At 40.3% G+C, this 19,984-nt stretch carries 19 protein-coding genes and 1 tRNA gene; 11 read left to right on the top strand and 9 right to left on the bottom strand.

All coding sequences use genetic code 11. The features are described from left to right. Positions 1-248: 248 nt before the first annotated feature. From VXQ92_RS06210 to VXQ92_RS06185, 6 genes are all read right to left on the bottom strand, one after another. On the bottom strand, positions 249-1,166 hold the full coding sequence (locus VXQ92_RS06210; RefSeq protein WP_064102757.1) for a hypothetical protein: 918 nt from the start codon (positions 1,164-1,166) through the stop codon (positions 249-251). Positions 1,167-1,203: 37 nt separating this feature from the next. Then, on the bottom strand, positions 1,204-2,337 hold the full coding sequence (locus VXQ92_RS06205; RefSeq protein ID WP_064102758.1) for a toxic anion resistance protein: 1,134 nt from the start codon (positions 2,335-2,337) through the stop codon (positions 1,204-1,206). Between the two features lie 16 nt (positions 2,338-2,353). Then, the gene (locus tag VXQ92_RS06200; RefSeq protein WP_144725492.1) at positions 2,354-3,145 is read right to left on the bottom strand and encodes a tellurium resistance protein; all 792 of its coding nucleotides are present in this window, start codon (positions 3,143-3,145) and stop codon (positions 2,354-2,356) included. 287 nt (positions 3,146-3,432) lie between these two features. After that, positions 3,433-3,837 (bottom strand): nucleoside diphosphate kinase regulator, encoded by a 405-nt coding sequence (gene rnk / locus VXQ92_RS06195; RefSeq protein ID WP_064096182.1) that lies wholly within the window; start codon positions 3,835-3,837, stop codon positions 3,433-3,435. 551 nt (positions 3,838-4,388) lie between these two features. Then, positions 4,389-5,639, bottom strand: a complete 1,251-nt coding sequence (gene glyA / locus VXQ92_RS06190) for a serine hydroxymethyltransferase (protein ID WP_064096183.1) — start codon at positions 5,637-5,639, stop codon at positions 4,389-4,391. 153 nt (positions 5,640-5,792) lie between these two features. Then, entirely contained in the window at positions 5,793-7,037 is a 1,245-nt protein-coding gene (locus VXQ92_RS06185) for an alpha/beta hydrolase (protein ID WP_416680858.1), read from the bottom strand. Positions 7,038-7,365: 328 nt separating this feature from the next. Between VXQ92_RS06185 and VXQ92_RS06180 the strand changes: the two genes are divergently transcribed. From VXQ92_RS06180 to VXQ92_RS06170, 3 genes are all read left to right on the top strand, one after another. Beyond that, on the top strand, positions 7,366-8,064 hold the full coding sequence (locus VXQ92_RS06180) for a DUF3820 family protein (protein WP_064096184.1): 699 nt from the start codon (positions 7,366-7,368) through the stop codon (positions 8,062-8,064). Between the two features lie 101 nt (positions 8,065-8,165). Further along, on the top strand, positions 8,166-8,756 hold the full coding sequence (locus VXQ92_RS06175; protein ID WP_416680857.1) for a hypothetical protein: 591 nt from the start codon (positions 8,166-8,168) through the stop codon (positions 8,754-8,756). Between the two features lie 200 nt (positions 8,757-8,956). Further along, positions 8,957-9,307, top strand: coding sequence for a hypothetical protein (locus VXQ92_RS06170; protein WP_416680856.1), 351 nt, complete (start codon positions 8,957-8,959; stop codon positions 9,305-9,307). 195 nt (positions 9,308-9,502) lie between these two features. On the opposite strand, the gene VXQ92_RS06165 is transcribed toward VXQ92_RS06170, so the two are convergent. Then, positions 9,503-9,721: a hypothetical protein gene (locus VXQ92_RS06165; RefSeq protein WP_064096187.1), complete on the bottom strand. Its 219-nt coding sequence runs from the start codon at positions 9,719-9,721 to the stop codon at positions 9,503-9,505. 985 nt (positions 9,722-10,706) lie between these two features. Here VXQ92_RS06165 and VXQ92_RS06160 point away from each other — a divergent pair. Next, positions 10,707-12,278, top strand: a complete 1,572-nt coding sequence (locus VXQ92_RS06160; RefSeq protein ID WP_416680855.1) for a diguanylate cyclase — start codon at positions 10,707-10,709, stop codon at positions 12,276-12,278. Between the two features lie 37 nt (positions 12,279-12,315). Here the strand turns inward: VXQ92_RS06160 and VXQ92_RS06155 are convergent. Further along, a tRNA-Arg gene (locus tag VXQ92_RS06155) sits at positions 12,316-12,391 on the bottom strand. A gap of 190 nt (positions 12,392-12,581) precedes the next feature. Between VXQ92_RS06155 and VXQ92_RS06150 the strand changes: the two genes are divergently transcribed. The 7 genes from VXQ92_RS06150 to VXQ92_RS06120 all read left to right on the top strand — a co-directional run bounded on the left by VXQ92_RS06150 (position 12,582) and on the right by VXQ92_RS06120 (position 18,682). Further along, a complete protein-coding gene (locus VXQ92_RS06150) occupies positions 12,582-13,517 on the top strand; it encodes an ABC transporter ATP-binding protein (protein WP_416680854.1) in 936 nt (311 codons plus the stop codon). Beyond that, positions 13,514-14,287 carry an ABC transporter permease gene (locus VXQ92_RS06145; protein ID WP_064096190.1) on the top strand — a complete coding sequence of 258 codons (774 nt, stop codon included), beginning with the start codon at positions 13,514-13,516 and terminating at the stop codon, positions 14,285-14,287. Before VXQ92_RS06150 ends, VXQ92_RS06145 begins: the two co-directional genes overlap by 4 nt. Continuing rightward, the gene (gene queF, locus VXQ92_RS06140) at positions 14,287-15,102 is read left to right on the top strand and encodes an NADPH-dependent 7-cyano-7-deazaguanine reductase QueF (RefSeq protein ID WP_191730818.1); all 816 of its coding nucleotides are present in this window, start codon (positions 14,287-14,289) and stop codon (positions 15,100-15,102) included. Before VXQ92_RS06145 ends, queF begins: the two co-directional genes overlap by 1 nt. An 18-nt stretch (positions 15,103-15,120) precedes the next feature. Then, a complete protein-coding gene (locus VXQ92_RS06135) occupies positions 15,121-15,774 on the top strand; it encodes a hypothetical protein (protein ID WP_416680853.1) in 654 nt (217 codons plus the stop codon). 304 nt (positions 15,775-16,078) lie between these two features. Next, complete coding sequence (gene mltB / locus VXQ92_RS06130) at positions 16,079-17,080, top strand: lytic murein transglycosylase B (protein WP_416680852.1); 1,002 nt, start codon at positions 16,079-16,081, stop codon at positions 17,078-17,080. A gap of 289 nt (positions 17,081-17,369) precedes the next feature. Continuing rightward, positions 17,370-17,984 carry a septal ring lytic transglycosylase RlpA family protein gene (locus VXQ92_RS06125; protein ID WP_064096470.1) on the top strand — a complete coding sequence of 205 codons (615 nt, stop codon included), beginning with the start codon at positions 17,370-17,372 and terminating at the stop codon, positions 17,982-17,984. A 242-nt stretch (positions 17,985-18,226) separates the two neighbouring features. After that, complete coding sequence (locus VXQ92_RS06120) at positions 18,227-18,682, top strand: Mpo1-like protein (RefSeq protein WP_144724574.1); 456 nt, start codon at positions 18,227-18,229, stop codon at positions 18,680-18,682. A gap of 351 nt (positions 18,683-19,033) precedes the next feature. Here VXQ92_RS06120 and tsf read toward each other — a convergent pair whose 3' ends face one another. Further along, positions 19,034-19,912 carry a translation elongation factor Ts gene (gene tsf, locus VXQ92_RS06115; protein ID WP_416680851.1) on the bottom strand — a complete coding sequence of 293 codons (879 nt, stop codon included), beginning with the start codon at positions 19,910-19,912 and terminating at the stop codon, positions 19,034-19,036. Positions 19,913-19,984 lie beyond the last annotated feature (72 nt).

Below are 19,984 nucleotides of genomic sequence, written 5' to 3'. Positions count from 1 at the left end.
TGGGCAGAAGTATTTTGGTCTAACATTGCTAACGCCTCCAGAGGAGTAAATGTTTATTTGATACAGCCATGATAGGACAATCGATTGAATAGTTAAAACAGGTTGTTTTTATTTTATTGATCGGATTTTATGATTAAAAATTTAATTATTATTCTATTAATAATTTTATACATTATGACCGAATCAAATTATAGAGAGATAAATTTAAAGATTAAAAAAATGCTCCCTTTCAGAAGCATTTTTTTAGTTTAGAAAATTCGTTGTTCGATCCGCAATGAACGTCCTTTAATCGAATGAGCCAGTAAAAATAGAATAAGACTGAGCAATGCAGACAAGATAGCAATACCAATGATCACGATATTCACGATCTTAGTAACCTCGTCAGCTTGCTGTGCTTGACGCTCTACACTTTGCGCCACAGGAGTCAAACTTTTGCCATAGACCTGTTGCTGCATGGTCCAGATCTGTTCAGGTTTGAACCCATATTGCTCAAACTTGGCATCTTTTTTCTCGGCCTCAACCACTTGGGCCACATAAGGCCGTGCTGCAGATAAATCGACGGGCTTATGTAACAGTGCCGTTTGTGCCAGTAAATAAGACTTCACGGGGGCAGCAATCTCTGAATCGGCCAGATAACGGGCAATTTCACTGTCATTGATATTACTATCGTAATACACCACTTGCTGATAAGCATCATCCTGATCATTGCGCAGATCATGCTGCCAGTAAGTTAATCCTGACCAGATCAGGATAAATGCAATCAGCCATGCGACAAATTTCAGCACGAAAGACTGAAAACGCACATAAAAGAAACGTAGCTTTTTCATTAGGCTAATTACAATAAATGCGCCAATGAAAGAAGAAAAAATTTTAATAATTAGCCAGCCAATCCAGCTTAACAAACTAAAAAAATAATCTGGACTGTCACCAATGCTAGCCAGCGCAGCGTCGACACTGACTGGTAAGTGCAATTGCTGAACTTCAGTGCTCAGACCAAAAAAGCCATAGACCAGCTCCTGCTGGAAAAACAGGCTGATCAATGAGGCTATAAATACGGTAGATGTGGTCAAACCCAATAACATCAAATTTCGTTGACGTCTTTTGAGTGCGATTACACCCTGCTTGATGTCCTGAGGTTTGACGGCATATTCATCTAAGGGCGGCAATCTCTACTCCTTCTTACAGATTTTAGCCCTACCTGATTTAGTTGGGCTTGGATCCACTGGTACTTGATTCAATTACCAAATGATTCAGATTATCCTGTAAAGCTTTTAAACGCACGGTCGCTTCTGTACGTTTTTGTACACCTTCTTTCTGGATCTGAATCACATCATTTACAGTTTTAATGAGGGTATTTTGCACATGTTCAAGCGTTTCGATATCAATCACCGAGCGCTGGTTAGCTTTAGCCGTATCGACCGAGTTCTGATGTAACAGGTCTGCATTACGGCGCAGCAGCTCATTGGTAGCATCATCAATGGTATTGGCCAGCTGGACACTGTTCTTTTGTTCGCTCAAGGAAATTGCCAGACTGATCTGGTTTTTCCATGCCGGCAAAGTAATATTCTTGATTGCATAGAACTTGTCGACCAGCATCAGGTTATTTGACTGGATAATCCGGATCATCGGCAAGGTCTGCATGGCAGACTGCTGCAAGACCTGTAAGTCACTGATACGCTTTTCCAGATTATTGGCCAGATGATTCAGATCATAAATTTTCTGTGTGGTGGTCTGGTCTTGTGGCAAGGCGGTTAAAGCGGCAATTTCCTGTTGTAGCTCCTGTTCACGTAAACGGCCTGCGGCAATATGAATGCCGAGCTGTTTGTACTCTTCCTGCACTCCATCGAACATTTTGTCCAGGGTATCGACTCGGGCTTTCAGTCCGGATTGTGAAGTTTCGATTTCTTTCACCAGCACATCTAGCTGCTCTTTGGTGGTATTAAAATGTGCATCAAAGTTATCTTTTGCACCTTTAAATTTGCTGATGATATTGCCAAAAAAACCTGAACTTTTCTTTTTATTAAGAATACTGCTGGTGTTCAGCTGCTGCGCCACCTGCACGACCTGATTCAGCTTTTGTCCTGTGGCATCCAGATCCCTATTTTGAACCAGATTCAGTAATTCATCGGTGTAGGTCGAGGTTTTGGTCGCAATATTTTTACCATATTCCGCCACGCTATTATGGCTCATGTTCTGTAATTCTTTACGTGCAGCCAGCACTTCCTGAAAGTCAGCAGGCTGCAGGCCCAATTCTTTCAGATCCATTTGCTGGAATTTTTGTTCGACCAGTTCACTCGAGCTTTCAACAGGTAAATTTACTAAATCAGACTTGGTCATAGTTCACCTTATATTGTTATGATTTCGAGGGTTTCTCGAGGGATTTTTTTAACGTTTTAATCAGACGCTCACGACTATTATCAAGTTTTTCCAGATCACTTGTCGAGTGTTTCGTCTGGCTTTGTTTGACATGATATTGCCAAGCCGGAATCAATACCTGTTGAGCCTCCTTAAAGCGATCCAGCAAGCTAAAGGAAAGCTGCTGGGAAAGTTGCATTTGAGTTATGGCAATGTCATTACCACTCTGCAAGGTTCGCAGGGTATTGATTTTCTTGGAGAGACGTTCTGAAAAATTATCCAGAGGATGCTGATTCTTCACAAATTGCGGATATTCGGACAGAAACTCTTCTGCCGCGACAATATGCTTGGCCATCTGTTCGCGCAAACCTAAAATCTGCTGGAATCGGGATTGCGATTTCTGGATTTCAATCTGCAATTTGCGGCTTAAGTGATCAGCCTGATCCAGCAGACGATCCAGTCGCTGGTAATACTCAACCTGACTAGAGCCATAATCCAGATCAATGCCTAGCCATTTCTGAAGAGCATTGAATTTACGTTTTTTCAGATACTTTTTAGATTCTGCCAGTGCCTGAATCAATTGCTCAATGGTCTGACTCAGTTGCTGGGTCAAGTGCGGATCGACCCCATTCAGCAGAACCGACTGAGCCTGAATCAAGGCATCAGCATAATGGTTCAGCCCATATTGATTAGCCAGTACAGGTACAAGCTCATTCCGCTTGATCGCTAGAATTTCCTCACGATCAAACGTCATGTCAGTTAAGGCAGGCAGGGCTTCAAAGCGCGACATAGGGGAGACGATATCCTTTAAAAAGTGAACTAAAGAAATCTTGAACATCTTTGAATGTAGCAAAAAAACAGGCTGCGTTGTGTATATTTATCCAGAAATTCGTTACATCACTTTAACTAAATCCATGTTTTATCTTTATTTTAATTATGATGTAGGCTACATGATATATAGACGAATATTTATATTTACCCCTTAAAACTTTTTAAATTTTCTAAAAGCTTATAAAAGCTAGAATCAACATACAAAAAAGCCATATTGCTATGGCTTTTAAAAGATGTTCAACGGACTTAGAGATAATCCCCTTCGCTCTCCGGCTGATAGAGCACTTTCTCGATAGTCACTTTCATCGTATGACCATCCGGCTGTGGCCATTCAATGGTCTGACCTTCAGCAAGCCCCAGAATGGCTGCACCTATGGGTGCGACCACATTGACCTGCCCTTTTTCACCGTTAAATTCATGTGGGTAAACCAAGGTCACCTCAACCGCTTCGGTTGAAGGCGCAATCGTCAAAAGGACACGTGAATGCATGGTCACGATATTGCTTGCGATCTCTTTTGGCTCAACTACTTCGGCACGTGCCAGTTCATCCTCTAAGCGAATCATGGTTTCACTCAGCTTGCTCTGGTTCTCCAGCATCGTTTCTAGACGCTGCAAATCCTGCTCAGATAAAATAATGTTGGGTTTAGTCATTCTTATTACCTTGTTTAATTCATAAGTGAAAAATTAATCAATTAACTGCCGGCAGCATCTTTAAATATAGGATTTGCCTAAATTCAAATGCCACCAATCCATAGAATATTTAAATAAAAAAGAATGATGTCATTCATAGCACTTTTTCAGTATTTCCTTACAGTAACATGGGATTTACTCAAGTGCTTTATCTAGCGTGCCATCCAGCAGGATATCCAATATTTTTAAAACATCAGATTCTGAAAAATGACCCTGTAAATGGTGTGAAGCACTACATGGAGCGAATGGTCCACTCTTTTAAAACATTTAAAAATAAAGAGAGTTGATGAAAACTTTAAGCCAGATTTAGAAAAACTCAATATGATTTTATTGATAATTTAGTCTTACATCATAGTCTTCAGGCAGACATTTATAGAACTTAAAACATCATTTTGTACATAGTGATCTCAACTGAAATTGAGCTCGATCAAGTACAAACATATTCTGCAGCCTTACTTTATACAGCTATAAAAAAAGCTCCCGGTTGGGAGCTCCTTTCCGTTTATAAGCAATTATGCATAAACTGGGAATTTAGCACATACCGCTGCAACTTTTTCTTTAACTGCACTGATGACAGCTTCGTCGCCTTTGGCATCCAGAATGTCAGCGATCCAGCCAGCAAGTTCACGTACTTCAGCTTCACCGAAACCACGAGTAGTCACAGCAGGTGTACCAATACGGATACCTGAAGTCACAAACGGAGAACGTGGATCGTTTGGTACAGAGTTTTTGTTCACAGTAATGTGAGCAGCACCTAACCAGGCATCAGCTTCTTTACCTGTGATGTCTTGTTTAATTAAAGATAACAGGAACAAGTGGTTTTCAGTACCGCCAGAAACAACTTCATAACCACGAGCCATCAATACTTCAGCCATTGCTTTAGCATTTACTACAACTTGTTGCTGGTAAGCTTTGTATTCAGGCGCCATAGCTTCTTTAAAGCAGATTGCTTTCGCCGCAATCGCATGAACCAAAGGACCACCCTGGTTACCCGGGAATACAGCCGATTGAAGTTTCTTCTCGATCTCTTCGTTTGCTTTCGCAAGGATCAGACCTGAACGTGGGCCACGAAGTGTTTTATGAGTTGTCGTCGTAGTTACGTCAGCGATTTGCACCGGACTAGGATAAACACCTGCAGCAACCAGACCTGCAACGTGTGCCATGTCAACAAACAGGTAAGCACCTACTTTGTCCGCGATGTCACGGAAACGCTGCCAGTCAACGATTTGGCTGTATGCAGAGAAACCGGCAACGATCATGCGTGGCTTGTGCTCAAGCGCTAAACGCTCAACTTCTTCGTAATCGATCTCGCCAGTTTCAGGGTTTAAACCGTACTGAATTGCATTATATGTTTTACCAGAGAAGCTTACTTTTGCACCGTGAGTCAAGTGACCACCGTGAGCAAGGCTCATACCCAGAACTGTATCGCCTGGGTTCAGAAGCGCTAAGTAAACTGCTGAGTTTGCTTGTGAACCAGCATGTGGCTGAACGTTAGCATAATCAGCACCAAAGAGTTCTTTAGCACGGTCAATCGCCAATTGTTCGATAACGTCTACATATTCGCAGCCGCCATAGTAGCGTTTGCCTGGGTAGCCTTCCGCATATTTGTTAGTAAGTTTTGAACCTTGAGCTTCCATGACTGCTGGTGAGCAATAGTTTTCAGAAGCGATTAGCTCAATATGAGCTTCTTGACGAGCATCCTCATTCGAGATTGCTTGAGCTAATTCTGGATCAAATTCAGCGATAGAGATATTGGCAAACATTAGCGAGGTCCTATTGATTTAGGGCTTTTAAGCCGTGCTAAGATTGGCGCGTATTGTAGCATGAAGTTTTGAATTTTCGATCATGAACTTTCTCCACTTTGCAATAAAAATGGCTCATGTCTCAAAAACATGAGCCATTTAGATAAAAATAAGTTATTGAATTGGCATTAGAGATTTTACATCTGAAATAATATTAGCAATATTCAGTGCATAGACGCTGCCATGATCCCATTTAGTCGTATTTGATTCATCCGTAATATAACGTACTGAGGTTTTTTTCTGATTCGCTAATTGAACTAAAACATCTGTTGCTGCTTTCGGAACGGTACTATCTGCTGAACCCTGATAAATAATGGTCGGTGTAGAAACTTTCACCAGTAAAGGCTGAGAATCCTTTTCCAGAAAGGTTTTCACCACTGGAATACTCATAAAATTAGCTTGAGTACGCGGGTATCCTTCCAAGGTCTTTTTATCGTTAAGATAAATTCCCATTGCATTACCAAATTTTTTGCCCAATATGTCATAGCAATCTGTTTCAGCATTCTTCGCAATGTTATCGGTTGGCATTTTGAAAATCTGGCTATATTGCAGATTTGGATTCGGGTTTCGCAACCCCGCAACAATCAGTGCAGTAAAAGTATCTAAAGACGCTAAAGTTTCAATTTTTTTATTCAGATCTGTTTCCTGTCCTGCCTGCTGTTCACCTCCTGACAAAATCAGGCTGAAATTAGAAGCGGGTGCTAAAGCGACCGTACCTTTATAGGTCATTTTAGAGGCACGTGCTGCATACTGGGCCGCGCCTAAAGCTGCTTGGCCCCCTTGAGAATGTCCAACCGCCATCCATTGGTTAGAAGCTTCTGGCCCTAAATAATCTTTTGCAGCCACCACTGCATCGGTCAGCGAATATGCCTCACTCTTAAGATTCAAGAAAGGATGGAGTTCTTTGCCACTCGACTCTCCCAATCCTTCATAATCAGGTGCAACCACGACATAGCCAGCTTGAAGGAATCCACTAATCATATTTTTGATAAAAGGATTAAGTTCATTTCGACTTGGCGCACATTGATCAGCTACACCAGTCGTGCCATGTGCCCATGCGACGATCGGCCATCCTTTTGCTGGAGGCATTCCCTCGGGTGTAAAAACTAAAGCAGTGGCCTGTGTTTCTTTACCATTAACCCCTAACATCTTATAGGTCATGATCACACTTTCGTCAGCGATCCCTGAAAAATCTGTTTGAGTATAAGCTGCAGGTGTTGCCACCACCGGATTATCTATATTATTTACCGGAATAGCAGGTTTTGCCTCGTAAAAAAGATCATTATCACTATCATCGTTACAAGCGGTTAAGGCTAAACTTAATGTGAGAAGAGTACAGGTCAGTACATGACGTTTCATCGATCTTATCCTTGTCTTATTTATTATATCTAATGAGTTTTTCTGGTTTTATCCTAAACAAACGATAAAACTAGACTTAATTTCCCAATTTATCTAAACAATATCAAGAAAAGAATGAGTTATTTTTGTGTTAAATTTACATTAGTTTAAATTTATTATTAAATTAACAAACTTAAACGAGGCAAAACTTCCATCTTCCCAAACCATACACATGGTCGCCACCAGTTAAAAAGCCTGCAATCAATACAGAAATAAAGCAATTCAATTGTCAGTAGCAAAATAATAATGTTAGATTTTACTCTCTTCTCTTTTCAGGTGTATTTCCGACATGCAGGCCATTATCCTTGATACCGAAACGCATACTTTAAATGGTCAACCCATTGAAATTGCCTATGCGCCTGTCGAAATTGTAGATCATAAAATCAGCCTGGATAAAAGCCGTCTTTTTGATCAGCTCTATACCTGTGACGAACCCATTTCTTTTGCTGCCATGGCCGTGCATCATATTCTGGAATCGGATCTGGAAGGCCAGCCGCATTACAGCACTTTTAGCCTGCCGAATGAGACAGTCTACATGATCGGTCATAATATTGATTATGACCTCCGTGCCATTCAAAAGTGCGATGTTGATACCTCGAAAATCAAGGCGATCTGTACACTGGCTTTAGCACGCCGGGTCTGGCCCGATGCAGAAGCACATAATATTTCCGCCCTGATTTACATGATCACCAAAGGCAGTGAGCGAGCGCGTGAAATGATCCGTAAAGCGCATCGTGCTGACATGGACATCATTTTAACTGCCAATATTCTGATGCACATTGTCCATCATTTAAAAATCAATAGTATGCAGGAATTATTCGAGGCTTCTGAAGATGCCCGAATTCCACGTACCATAAATTTTGGTAAACATCGCGGTACTGCCATTGCAGAACTTCCGGCTGACTACGTACAATGGTTATTGCGTCAGGACGAACTTGATCCTTATTTACGTAAGGCCCTTGAAAATACGGCGATTACCACATTATAAATCTTATCGAAATACGCTTCGGTATTTTAATAAATACTTCATATTAGTGTAATTCTGACAGACTATGCTCAAGCTGAATTTAAGCAACTATCTATTCAGCTATGATGCATTTTTATAAGACTCAACGTGGGATCGAGGTACTCCAGGATCGCTCTCTTCCACTCACCGCACGTCAACGCCGCTTATTGGTTCTGATCGGCAGCCAGGATTTCAACCTATTAAATGACGCTTTAAAACAGCAACTTGCTCCTGCCGAAATTTTAGATCAACTTTATGCCATGGAATTAATTGGGCCAGCTGAAACCGGCGATTTAATACATTGTCAGAAAACAGCTGAGATAAAAGTAGATACAAAAATTGACTTGGTGCATTCCGAGAGCCATCGCCTTCTAAATTCATCTAGCGGGATGAATCAAGACAATCATTCCCATCTGCCAGAACCGCAGGCTTTATATTTTGAAGACCTCAAATACCTGATGATGGAAAGCTTACAAAAATACTGCGGTTTGATGGCCAAACAGCAAGTACAGCATATTTCACTAGCTCGGGATGCACGCAGTTTGAAACTTTGTCAAATGCAATGGACCACCTCACTTCAGGAAAGCCGCATTGCCCCTCAAGAACTGAATCATATTCTGAAGCAGATCAATTTCGCTCTAGATCAATTACAGCAAAATGAAGTTCATGAATAAAACCTTCTGAGTCTTTAAAACTCTTAAATGAGCAAGTTTAACAATAAGTTCTCTTTGATTTTATAATATAACTGATTGGTTATTTGAAAGATTTATATTCAGATCAAATTTAAAGCCCGGAATATCAGACTTAAGCGTGATAGAAAAATAATGATAATCCCGCCATATAATGAGCATAGACATTCGATTGGATCATATATATGTCCTGCTATTTAGAATTCGATGCGTTTGATAATCCTATGCAACTCAGCAAAGTCGGCAACTGGGTGATTACTTTTTTAAGCCCGGCGGAAGAACTGCAACTTGTGCAACTGGCAATTACCTATGTGCTTCCACGTCAGATGTGCGACAACTTGCAACCGCGCCGTGTGTTGATTGAAAAAAGTCCTCTCGAACATCATTGGCTGATTCAAGCCATCGAATGTTTTGACAGCACCACCCGTCAGGAAATTTCCTTAACTCCTGAACATCCAACAGCTCAGCGGACTTTAACGCAAATTTTGCAAGAATTTGAAAAATATGATGTGAACATATTACTTAAGCAGATTTAAACGGTTAGTTATTTAAATCAGCTCTTTATTATCATGAGAGATTGCTTTATTTACAGCTAGATAAATTATGTGCAAGGTGAGTAATTGCCGACATATAAAAAACTCACCAATTAGGTGAGTTTTTTATATGCTGGATCGGTGATGTCGGATGAATAAGTTCAATTTTTACTACCTATCTGCTGCCCACTGATTGAATTATTCTACAACACGATAAATATTGGAAGACTGCTGGCTTTCAAATAACAGCTCAATACTCGGCAGAATTGTTTCTCCATCCACCACAATATGTTCAATTTTTTTAACCAAATCAACCATCTGATCATTGTTGTGTTCTGCAAAGGAACGCAGCATGGCTTTCACTTCAATCACTTTGCTAAATTGATCTTTCACCTTAATATCGATTATCTTAGACATTTCTTTTCCTCCTAAATTCTCCAATTTGCAGTTTTTTATACCACACTTAGTCCAACGATTAAGGTTAAAGATGTTAGCGAATTTGGCAATGTAAACTTTTTTTATGAGAATGAATTACAAGAAGTAAAATATTAAAATTAGTGCAATATTATTTTAAACAGAAATTAAAAAGCTCGCATTTCTGCGAGCTCTGTGTTGGATGGCTAGTGTTAGATTTATTGTCTGATGATAAACATCAAACTCAACTAACTATCATTGATCCGTCCAACTATGCGGTAGCGTCTTATTGGTTTTACGACCTACCATGAGTTCAATATAGCAATATTTTTTCAGCAGACAATACCCTTTTACACTTCTAAAAAAGACTTATACAAGATTTTAATTGTGATTTTTTCGTAGAAGACTAAAATATTATTGGCTATTTTATTAAAAAACCTTCTACTTGAATCCATCTATTCTTCAATTTTTTTTCATTTTTAAAATATCATTTTATATACGAAGGCATGTTAGGCACTTAGCTAAAAATTTATTTATTTTCAATAATATATTTAAAAAAAGTTATAATCGCATTCTCAATCTAACCCCCGCCTTCAGAAAGAAGATGATGTAAAAATATATTCTATCTCGGCAGGCTCGCATCGATTTCTAAAATAGATTGCCATGTAATCATCTCATCTATTTATAAAGATAAATACCTCATAACTTTGTCGTCCAGACTCTTCTCACATCTACTCAGAGCGTATGTTTATTCAAGAATTTGTCTAAACTGCCCGACATTATTTTTTATGTGGAGCATGAGTAGATATTCAGAACATTATCGGGTTTTAAGATTCCAACAGGTTTATATACAAACAGTCTGGAAATTTTAATTCTGCTCAAGATAACAACACTGCCTTAATAGAAATTTAATTTTATATCAGCTTTAAATATTGAAGATAAATACAATACAATGCTCATAAATACATCGAGATATGTCTAAATTTTTATGTCAGCTAATAATTTTAGGAAACACCTTGATCTCAATTTAAGGCAGTTAATACTTTTATTGGCTATCTTTAGTGTGTCCAGCCTTTTTATTATTTCGCTCATTATTAGCTATCAAATCGTAAAAAATCAGTTAATCGATAACTCTCTCATCTTAAATGCTGATCATGCCCATAAAATTGCATTGAGTACAGACAACCACTTTAGAAACATGCTTCTTGAGCTAAACTATAGCGCAAAAATATTAGGTCAAGACTTTAACAACAATGAGCTTAGAGAAGCTGAGGTCAATAAATTAAAATATCAGTCTGAGCACTATAACAGTGTAGTCATCAGCGATCCCCAAGGCCGGTTAATCAATTTTTCACCGAATATTCTGAATATTGATAGAAGCAAAATACAACATACTCCAGGGATTAGTGATTCTCTTCATAAAAAGTCGACTTATATATCTTCTCCGTATTTTTCTGTCCGGAAAAATCTGATCGTATTTATTTCTCAACCTATTTTTGATAAGTCAAATCATTATCAGGGTTTCATTGGTTCTGCAATTTATTTAAAAGAAAAAAATGTGATCAATCAGCTTTTAACGACCTATAAAAATTATAAAAATAGTTATATGTATGTGATTAATAATGAAAATGAAATAATTTTCCATCCCGATCCTGAAAGAATCGGTCAATCGGCCAGCAATAATTCTGGCCTGGAATATATGCATGCGCATAAGCATGGTCAAATTCGTTTAGTGAATAGCCAGGGAGTTGATAATCTCGCAGGTTTTTCTCATATTCCGACTTCAAACTGGATTGTGGTTTCCCAACAGCCTACTCATGAATTACTTAAACAAGCCAATTCTATTCTTTATAAATTGGCCGCAGGCTTCTTTTTATTTTACCTGCTGGTTTTTTATATTGTATGGAAGCTCTCTGATTCTATCTCGGCCCCGTTAAACCAGCTGGCAGATATGGCGAGTCTACTGAATCAGGCAGAAATCAGTTCAAAAATTAAAGCAATACAGCCTTGGTATTATGAGGTCACAAAATTTAAATTGGCACTATTATTAAGTATCCGCAAGTTTTCACAACAAATGAGCAAAATGGATCATCATATTAATACAGATCCTTTAACCGGGCTGATGAACCGGCGCGGCTTGAATTATGTTATGACTCAAAATATAAAAATGAACATTCCTTTTTCAGTCTTGCTGATGGATGTGGATCACTTTAAAAAAGTGAATGATAATTATGGTCACGATCAAGGTGACATGGTTTTAAAACATATTGCTCATACAATGCAGCAAAATTTTCGTAAAGAGGATATTTGCTGCCGTTATGGCGGTGAAGAGTTTATCGTCATTATCCCAAACAGCAATCTGAATGAAGTTTATGAAAGTGCGGAACGGTTCAGAAAAGAAATTGCGTCCAAAGAGATTAACAACATTGGCAACATTAGCATTTCGATTGGCATAGCCTCTTGGCCAGACAGCTCTAAAAATATACTAGACGTTTTGAAAATTGCCGATAACAATCTCTATCGGGCGAAAGATGATGGACGAAACTGTGTTCGTTATTAATTTCTTTTATTTTTTCAATTATATACAACAAATTAAATGGTGCGCTCAGCGGGACTCGAACCCACGCCACAGGCTTCGGAGACCTGTACTCTATCCAGTTGAGCTATGAGCGCATCTTTTTTGGATCGCGCACATCATAACAAAAAAAAGCATAAGGTAAAGCAACTATCTCTAACTTCATCATTTTTATGCTTAAGCTTTATACAATGTTCCAAAATAGCAACACAGAATTGCATGTGAATCACTTGGCTTATTTTGCTAGATCACTCACAATATCTCAACTTTTCACCATTTGAGATATTCATGACTGATGCACTGATCTTAAGGGATTTGTCGAAGACCTATCGCAATGGCTTTCAGGCATTGAAAGGAATTAACTTAAATGTACCAGAAGGTGAGTTTTATGCACTCTTGGGTCCCAATGGCGCAGGAAAATCGACCACCATTGGTATTATCAGCTCATTAACAAAAAAAACATCCGGTACCGTCGAGATTTTTGGTTACAACCTGGATACCCACCCTTCACAGGCCAAACAATGCCTAGGTGTGGTCCCTCAGGAATTCAACTTTGCCCAGTTTGAAAAGACCTTCGATATTTTAGTGACTCAGGCAGGCTATTATGGCATTCCAAAAAAAATTGCACAGCAACGGGCGGAGATTTATCTGACCAAACTGGGTTTATGGGAAAAGCGTTCCACTCAGGCCCGCCTGTTATCGGGCGGGATGAAACGCCGCCTGATGATTGCGCGCGCCATGATGCACGAACCGAAACTGCTGATTCTCGATGAACCGACTGCAGGTGTTGATATTGAGTTGCGTCGTTCGATGTGGGAATTTTTGAACGAGATGAATGAACAAGGTACTTCCATCATTCTGACCACGCATTATCTGGAAGAAGCAGAAATGTTGTGTCGCCGCATTGCGATTATTGACCGCGGTGTGATTAAAGAAGACACCACCATGAAAAACTTCCTGAGTCAGCTCAATGAAGAATCGTTTATTTTCGATCTGGCCGAACCGATTGAACCGCTGCATCTGGATATTATCGGCGTGCGTTTTAACCTGATCGATCCGATGACTTTAGAAATCACCATGGACAAGGCACACACCATGAATGATCTGTTCCAGTTACTGGAATCACAGAATATTCAGGTGCGCAGTATGCGCAATAAATCCAATCGTCTGGAAGAGCTTTTTGTGAAAATGGTCGAGAAAAATCTGGATGGAGCTGCGCAATGAACATTAATCAACTCAGCGTCGCTTTATATACCATCGTCTATAAAGAAGTGCGTCGCTTTATGCGCATCTGGCCGCAGACCCTGTTGCCACCTGCAATCACCATGAGCTTGTACTTCGTGATCTTCGGTAATCTGGTCGGCTCACGCATTGGAGAAATGGGCGGCTATAGTTATATGGAGTTCATTGTGCCCGGTCTGATTATGATGGCCGTGATCACCAACAGCTATGCCAACGTCTCTTCCAGCTTCTTCAGCTCAAAATTCCAGAAAAGCATTGAAGAACTGATCATGAGTCCCGTACCGATGCATGCCATTTTATGGGGTCATGTGCTGGGCGGTGTGATTCGTGGGATACTGGTTGCAATCATTGTCAGTGCAGTGAGCTTATTTTTTGCTGACTTATATATCACCAACTGGTTTGTGACTATATATACCGTCTTGATTACGTCCCTGCTGTTTTCTTTGGGTGGGTTTATCAATGCTGTTTATGCTAAATCTTTCGATGATATCTCGATCATCCCCACTTTTGTATTAACACCACTAACTTATTTGGGCGGTGTGTTTTATGCCATATCGAGCTTAAGTCCATTCTGGCAAAATTTATCCTTGATTAATCCTGTCGTATACATGGTCAATGCCTTCCGCTATGGCATTTTAGGACATAGCGATGTCAATGTCAGCGTTTCACTGACAGTGATTACCTTATGTTGTGCCGTGCTGTATGCAGTGGCCTATCATTTACTCTCCCGTGGTTCAGGAATGCGTGAATAATGAGTGTAGAACAATCTCTCCTTGGTAAAGATACCAATTATCCTACTGAATATCAGCCTGATGTTCTGTTTCCAATTTCGCGCGCGCCTGCCCGTGAACAATACGCACATATTGAAGCGATTCAGCAAGGTACTGACTGGTGGCATGTATTTGAAATTTCCTGGTTAAATCCAGCGGGTGTGCCGCAAGTCGCTATTGGACGGATCAGCTTGCCAGCGTCCTCGCCGAATCTGATCGAATCCAAATCCTTGAAGCTGTATTTTAATAGCCTGAATTTTGCCAAATTTGCATCTAAAGATGCCTTTATCGCGATCGTAGAAAAAGATTTATCTGTTGCGGCCGAGGCTGAAGTCAAACTGCAACTGTTTCAGGTCGATGAGTTAGAGATTAGTAAACCTGAAGGCATCTGTATTGATGAGCTTACACCTGAGCGCCTGGAAAATTATCCAGATGCCAGTTTATTGGCTTTGGATTCGGATGATGCAGCAGAAGGCGAAATCCAGCTGTATTCACATTTACTTAGAAGTAACTGCCCAGTTACTGGCCAGCCGGACTGGGGAACAGTTTTTATACGTTATCAGGGTAAAAAACCTTGTTATAAGAGCATTTTAGCTTATATTATTTCCTACCGTCAGCATAATGGTTTCCACGAACAATGTGTGGAACAAATGTTTGCCGATATCTGGCAACAGCTAAAACCTGAAAAGCTGATGGTTTACGCGACCTATACACGCCGGGGTGGATTGGATATCAACCCTTGCCGTGTATCAGATTTAACATGGATGCCTCGCCCTATTCGTTTAGCGCGACAATAAAAACATTGAGGTTTAACAATGCCATTTTTTGGGTTTATTCCTTCTGCAGAGCTTTTAAATACAATTCAGACTGCACAACAAAACAAAAATTCCAGTGAACCGCTTTACCCCTTGCGTGATAAAACTGCATTAATGATCAATGATGAAATTATTGATGCGATTCTCACCGAGCTGGTGCGTCGCTTTCCTGCCAGCGATAAACGCGATACTGCGGAAAAACTGGCAGGTTATATCAAGTCGACTGTTGCAGTGTTACTGAAGCAGCTTTTGAGTAAAGTGCCGAATGAGGTGGTTAGAGAATCCATTACCTTCTCTGAGCGCAGCCTGTTTAAAGATCCTGATGGACATTTACGTGTCGGTGAGTCGCTCGATGCCAATCTGGTGACGAATTTGAAACATCATTATGCGGAACTCAAAGCCGGTCAGAGTATCGACAAACAGGCATTTAGCAATCTTTACAAGCAATTTGGTGAAGCGACAGTACGACATTTTATGGTCGACTTTAATAAAACCCTGGATCTTGGCATGATCAAACGTAAGGCTGCAGATATTGGCGCATCTGCAGTGATCAAAGCCATTAATATGGCAGCAGATAAAATCATTCTGAATTTGAATAAAGATGAGCTGCGCGCCATGGCCGAATATCACGACACTTTGTTCTATACAGAATAGTTTTGGATAGTCTAATCTCTGATTTTCTGTAAATCTTGAGAAACCAGCCTGACTTTTGTCAGGCTTTTTTATGATCAGTGAAATAGATTGTTACAGATAAGCTGCCGCGCAAGCCATACTGCCGCAAAAATAGCCAAACTTTCGCTATTTTTGTATAAGCGGCTAGGTCTCTTAATCATCCGAATGTTATCTTTAATCTGGCACTTTAAGCCCTAAGATTGAAAAAATTTATCAATCTTTTTCATGGCATGATTCAAATGACATCGCCAGCAACCCATCTAAAAAAACTGGAAATCGTAGCAAGATGTTGAAATCGGATTTTTATAAAAAGTTGAAACAGCTTTCAATCATATTCACTGCATTTGGTCTTAGCAGTTTTAGCCTGGCCAACGATTTCCAGTATCATCCTTCTTACGCAAGTTTTAAGCAAAATGCCATGCAAAGCTATGGACTGAGTGCCCAGCAAGTCGATTCAGCCATGAGCGGGACGCGTAACCTGCCCAATATCATCAACATCATGAATCGCCCAGGTGAAAGTAAGCCGTGGTATTCGTATAAGACCAATTTTCTGTCTGAATCTACCATTCAGCGTGGCGTACGTTTTAAACAGCAATATGCGGATACGCTTAACCGTGCTGAACAGCAGTTTGGTGTGCCGCAATCAATCATTCTAGGCATTTTAGGCGTGGAAACCGGTTTTGGTAGCAACAAGGGTTCTTTTATCACTCGTGATGCTCTGGCAACCTTAGGTTTTGGTTATGAGCGCCGTGCCCAGTATTTTCAGGATGAACTGGCTGCCCTGATTGCCTGGTCTTATAAAGATGGGGTGGCAACTTCTTCTATAGTGGGCTCATATGCCGGCGCTGTCGGTTATCCACAGTTTATGCCTAGCAATATTCCAAAGTTTGGTGTGGACTACGATGGTAATGGTCATATTGACCTGCGTAATTCAGCAGTAGATGCGATAGGTTCGATTGCCAACTATCTGGCACAGCATGGCTGGCAACGTAATCAGCCGATTGCCTTTCCGGCACGTTATACCGGTTCAAATCCAGATGTAGTAATTGCCAAGGATCTCACCCAGCCTATCCCTTATGGTGTACTCAAAACTCAAGGCATTAGCCCGATGAATCCGATTGTAAAAATTGATGATCTGGATTTGGTCAATGTGATTCAATTACAAGAGAATTATGGCCCGATTTACTATATCACTTATCCAAATTTTCAAGTGATTACCACCTATAATCGCAGCCGTATGTATGCTACTGCATTGTGGTTATTAGGTACGGAAATTACCAACCGTTAACACTAATAATTAATACAAATTATGAAAGTCAACATTTTTATGGACCAATTTGAGCATATTTTAAGCAATTTTAATATTATGTTACAATATTGATTATTTTTTAATCAACCATTGTTTATTTTGCGTTCTTTTTTTAACTATTTTAATTAAACACTAGACAGGGTGTTGTCAGCATGAATATTATCCATTTCGTTAAATGTAGTTGCATAAGTTAAATATCAGGCATGTTTACATGGTTTTTCAGCCATTTATGAACAACCAAATAGGTATGCTGTTAGGAGTTGATTCGATGCATTCTTCAATTTTGAAGTCTTTTATGGCCATTGCCACGATTGTCACGCTGACGCAATCGCAGGCAGATATGGTTCCATCATCTTCATTCACCAATGAAAATGATAATTCGCGCCTTGCAACGCGAGTACTCAATAAAGAAGCTCAAAGCTTCAATTCAAATTTCACCAATTTGAACAGCCTTTCAATCACTGAGCGTTCTGGCGATAAAGTTCGCCGTGAAACTATCGCAGCGAAAATTGAAATTCCTGCAGAAGAGCCTTCAGTGATTGAAAAACTGAATACAGTGGCTTCAAATACTGTACGTAAATTCAGTCAGACTGGTACAGCGTCTTGGTATGGTCGTCAATTCCACGGCCGTAAAACTGCAAGCGGTGAAACCTTTGACATGAACGCAATGACTGCTGCTCATCGTAGCCTGCCATTGAACTGCTATATTCGTGTAACCAACCGTAATAACGGCAAAAGCGTCGTGGTGAAAGTTAATGACCGCGGTCCTTTCCATGGTAACCGTGTCGTTGATTTATCTTACGGTGCTGCAAAACAGTTAGGTATTACCAGTGCCGGTACTGCAAAAGTCAGTATTGAGCGTGTCGCTGGTCCAAATTCTTAAGGTTTGACCTGCAACACATTTAACAGAAGTCACAGCAATGTGGCTTTTTTTATTGCACTTGATAGTGTATGAGAATACAAACAGTATGGTTTAACGCTATTTTTAAACGATTTCAGAGAAATTTTGGCATGTTCCTAAGACCGGATAAAACTCATTTGCCCACATGATTAACTTTTGACCGCATGCAAATTCTGCTTTATATTGCCTGATACGCAAAACATGTTCATGGAATGGAGCGAAGAATGAAAACAATATCTGAATGGTTTGATGAATATAGTGACAGCCACCAAAATAAAACCAATAAACTGATTCACTGGGTCTGCGTACCGACGATCTATTTTTCGATTATTGGCATTCTGGCGCATTTTAGCGCCTTACTGACGGCCCTGTTACTGATTTTGGCTTTTATTTTCTATGCGCGCCTGGATCTTGTTTTGGCTGTGGCCATGGCTACGTTGACTTTGGTCATGGCCTGGCTCATCTGGATTCTGCCAGTGGGTACCGGTTTCTTTATCGCCCTGTTTGTCTTGGCCTGGATTGGACAATTTTATGGGCACAAAGTTGAAGGCAAAAAGCCTTCTTTCCTCAAAGACCTCCAATTCCTCCTCATTGGCCCAATTTGGTGCATGGATGCCTATCTAGGTAAAATCCTACCAAAATGGAAATCGCGTCATAACAGCGCAATCATGAGCATCTGATGCTACATTCGATTTATCCTATGAGAAGAGCCTTATTGATAGGCTCTTTTCTAGTGGTTTAAGCCATGATCTGAACGCTTTCACTCAGTCTCATACTGCATCGCAGTCAATCACATTGAATTTTCCACTCTATTCATGCTCTTCAAGATAGACATATAACGCATCACAAAGGGTAATAATCGAAACTAAAGCAACATGTGTTTTGGGTGACATGATGATTTACGCATATTTTTCATCTTAACCTTTATTAAATTTTTAGAAATCATTTGCTGACCTAAACCCGCTAATTTTAGGCATAAAAAAAGCCCCAAACGGGGCTTTTTTCTACTCAACAATTAGTCAAGAGACAAATTATTGTGCAGCAGCAGCTTGAGCAGCAGCAACTTCGTCAGCGAAGCTCATTTCTGCTTTTTTCTCAATACCTTCACCAACTTCGAAACGAACGAAATCAGTTACAGTCGTACCAGTTGCTTTAAGAACGTCAGCAACTTTCTTGTCGTTGTCGATCACGTACTGTTGACGCTCAAGAACAACTTCATTCAGGTATTTCTCAACAGAACCTACAACCATCTTCTCAACGATGTTTGCTGGCTTGCCAGATTCAAGTGCTTTCGCTTCAGCGATTTCTTTCTCTTTCGCGATAAGCTCAGCAGAAACGCCTTCAGCATTTACAGCGACCGGGTTGAACGCAGCAACGTGCATTGCCAAGCCTTTACCAGTTGCTTCATCACCAGTGTAAGAAACAACAACACCGATCTTAAGACCGTGTTTATAAACTGCAAGGTTTTCGCCTTCAACAATTTTTGCACGACGTACTTGGATGTTTTCACCGATTTTTTGAACAAGAGCGATACGCGCTTCTTCAACAGTCGTACCATCTTCTAGTTTCAATTCAGCAATTTGAGCAGGCTCAGTTACGTTTGCAGCAAGAGCGGCAGCAGCAACTTTTGCAGAGAAACCAGCAAAGTTTTCGTCTTTCGCAACGAAGTCAGTTTGGCAGTTAACTTCTAGAAGAAGTGCTTTGTTGCCTTCTTGAGCAATTGTGATTGCGCCATCAGCAGCAATGTTACCTGCTTTTTTAGCAGCTTTTGCTTGACCAGATTTACGTAGGTTATCGATCGCCAGTTCAACGTCGCCGCCCGCTTCTGTCAAAGCTTTTTTACATTCCATCATTGCTAGACCAGTACGATCGCGCAATTCTTTAACCATGCTTGCTGTAACTGCAGTCATGTTAATCTCCTAAATTCGGTAGAAAATGAATTCTTTTTAGAACAGAAACGGCCCAGAGGAGTTCTCATGGGC

The organism is Acinetobacter sp. 228 (genome assembly GCF_048147885.1).
Note: the sequence above shows the minus strand (reverse complement) of the source record. Positions and strands in the feature narration are given on the sequence as shown.

Coding starts and splice junctions, on each gene's coding strand:
- VXQ92_RS06135 (WP_416680853.1), top strand. CDS start 15,121: ATGCCATTTTTTGGGTTTATTCCTTCTGCAGAGCTTTTAAATACAATT.
- VXQ92_RS06205 (WP_064102758.1), bottom strand. CDS start 2,337: ATGACCAAGTCTGATTTAGTAAATTTACCTGTTGAAAGCTCGAGTGAA.
- VXQ92_RS06145 (WP_064096190.1), top strand. CDS start 13,514: ATGAACATTAATCAACTCAGCGTCGCTTTATATACCATCGTCTATAAA.
- mltB (WP_416680852.1), top strand. CDS start 16,079: ATGTTGAAATCGGATTTTTATAAAAAGTTGAAACAGCTTTCAATCATA.
- VXQ92_RS06185 (WP_416680858.1), bottom strand. CDS start 7,037: ATGAAACGTCATGTACTGACCTGTACTCTTCTCACATTAAGTTTAGCC.
- rnk (WP_064096182.1), bottom strand. CDS start 3,837: ATGACTAAACCCAACATTATTTTATCTGAGCAGGATTTGCAGCGTCTA.
- VXQ92_RS06165 (WP_064096187.1), bottom strand. CDS start 9,721: ATGTCTAAGATAATCGATATTAAGGTGAAAGATCAATTTAGCAAAGTG.
- VXQ92_RS06150 (WP_416680854.1), top strand. CDS start 12,582: ATGACTGATGCACTGATCTTAAGGGATTTGTCGAAGACCTATCGCAAT.
- glyA (WP_064096183.1), bottom strand. CDS start 5,639: ATGTTTGCCAATATCTCTATCGCTGAATTTGATCCAGAATTAGCTCAA.
- VXQ92_RS06170 (WP_416680856.1), top strand. CDS start 8,957: ATGTCCTGCTATTTAGAATTCGATGCGTTTGATAATCCTATGCAACTC.
- VXQ92_RS06175 (WP_416680857.1), top strand. CDS start 8,166: ATGATGCATTTTTATAAGACTCAACGTGGGATCGAGGTACTCCAGGAT.
- tsf (WP_416680851.1), bottom strand. CDS start 19,912: ATGACTGCAGTTACAGCAAGCATGGTTAAAGAATTGCGCGATCGTACT.
- VXQ92_RS06160 (WP_416680855.1), top strand. CDS start 10,707: ATGTCAGCTAATAATTTTAGGAAACACCTTGATCTCAATTTAAGGCAG.
- VXQ92_RS06120 (WP_144724574.1), top strand. CDS start 18,227: ATGAAAACAATATCTGAATGGTTTGATGAATATAGTGACAGCCACCAA.
- VXQ92_RS06200 (WP_144725492.1), bottom strand. CDS start 3,145: ATGTCGCGCTTTGAAGCCCTGCCTGCCTTAACTGACATGACGTTTGAT.
- VXQ92_RS06125 (WP_064096470.1), top strand. CDS start 17,370: ATGCATTCTTCAATTTTGAAGTCTTTTATGGCCATTGCCACGATTGTC.
- queF (WP_191730818.1), top strand. CDS start 14,287: ATGAGTGTAGAACAATCTCTCCTTGGTAAAGATACCAATTATCCTACT.
- VXQ92_RS06180 (WP_064096184.1), top strand. CDS start 7,366: ATGCAGGCCATTATCCTTGATACCGAAACGCATACTTTAAATGGTCAA.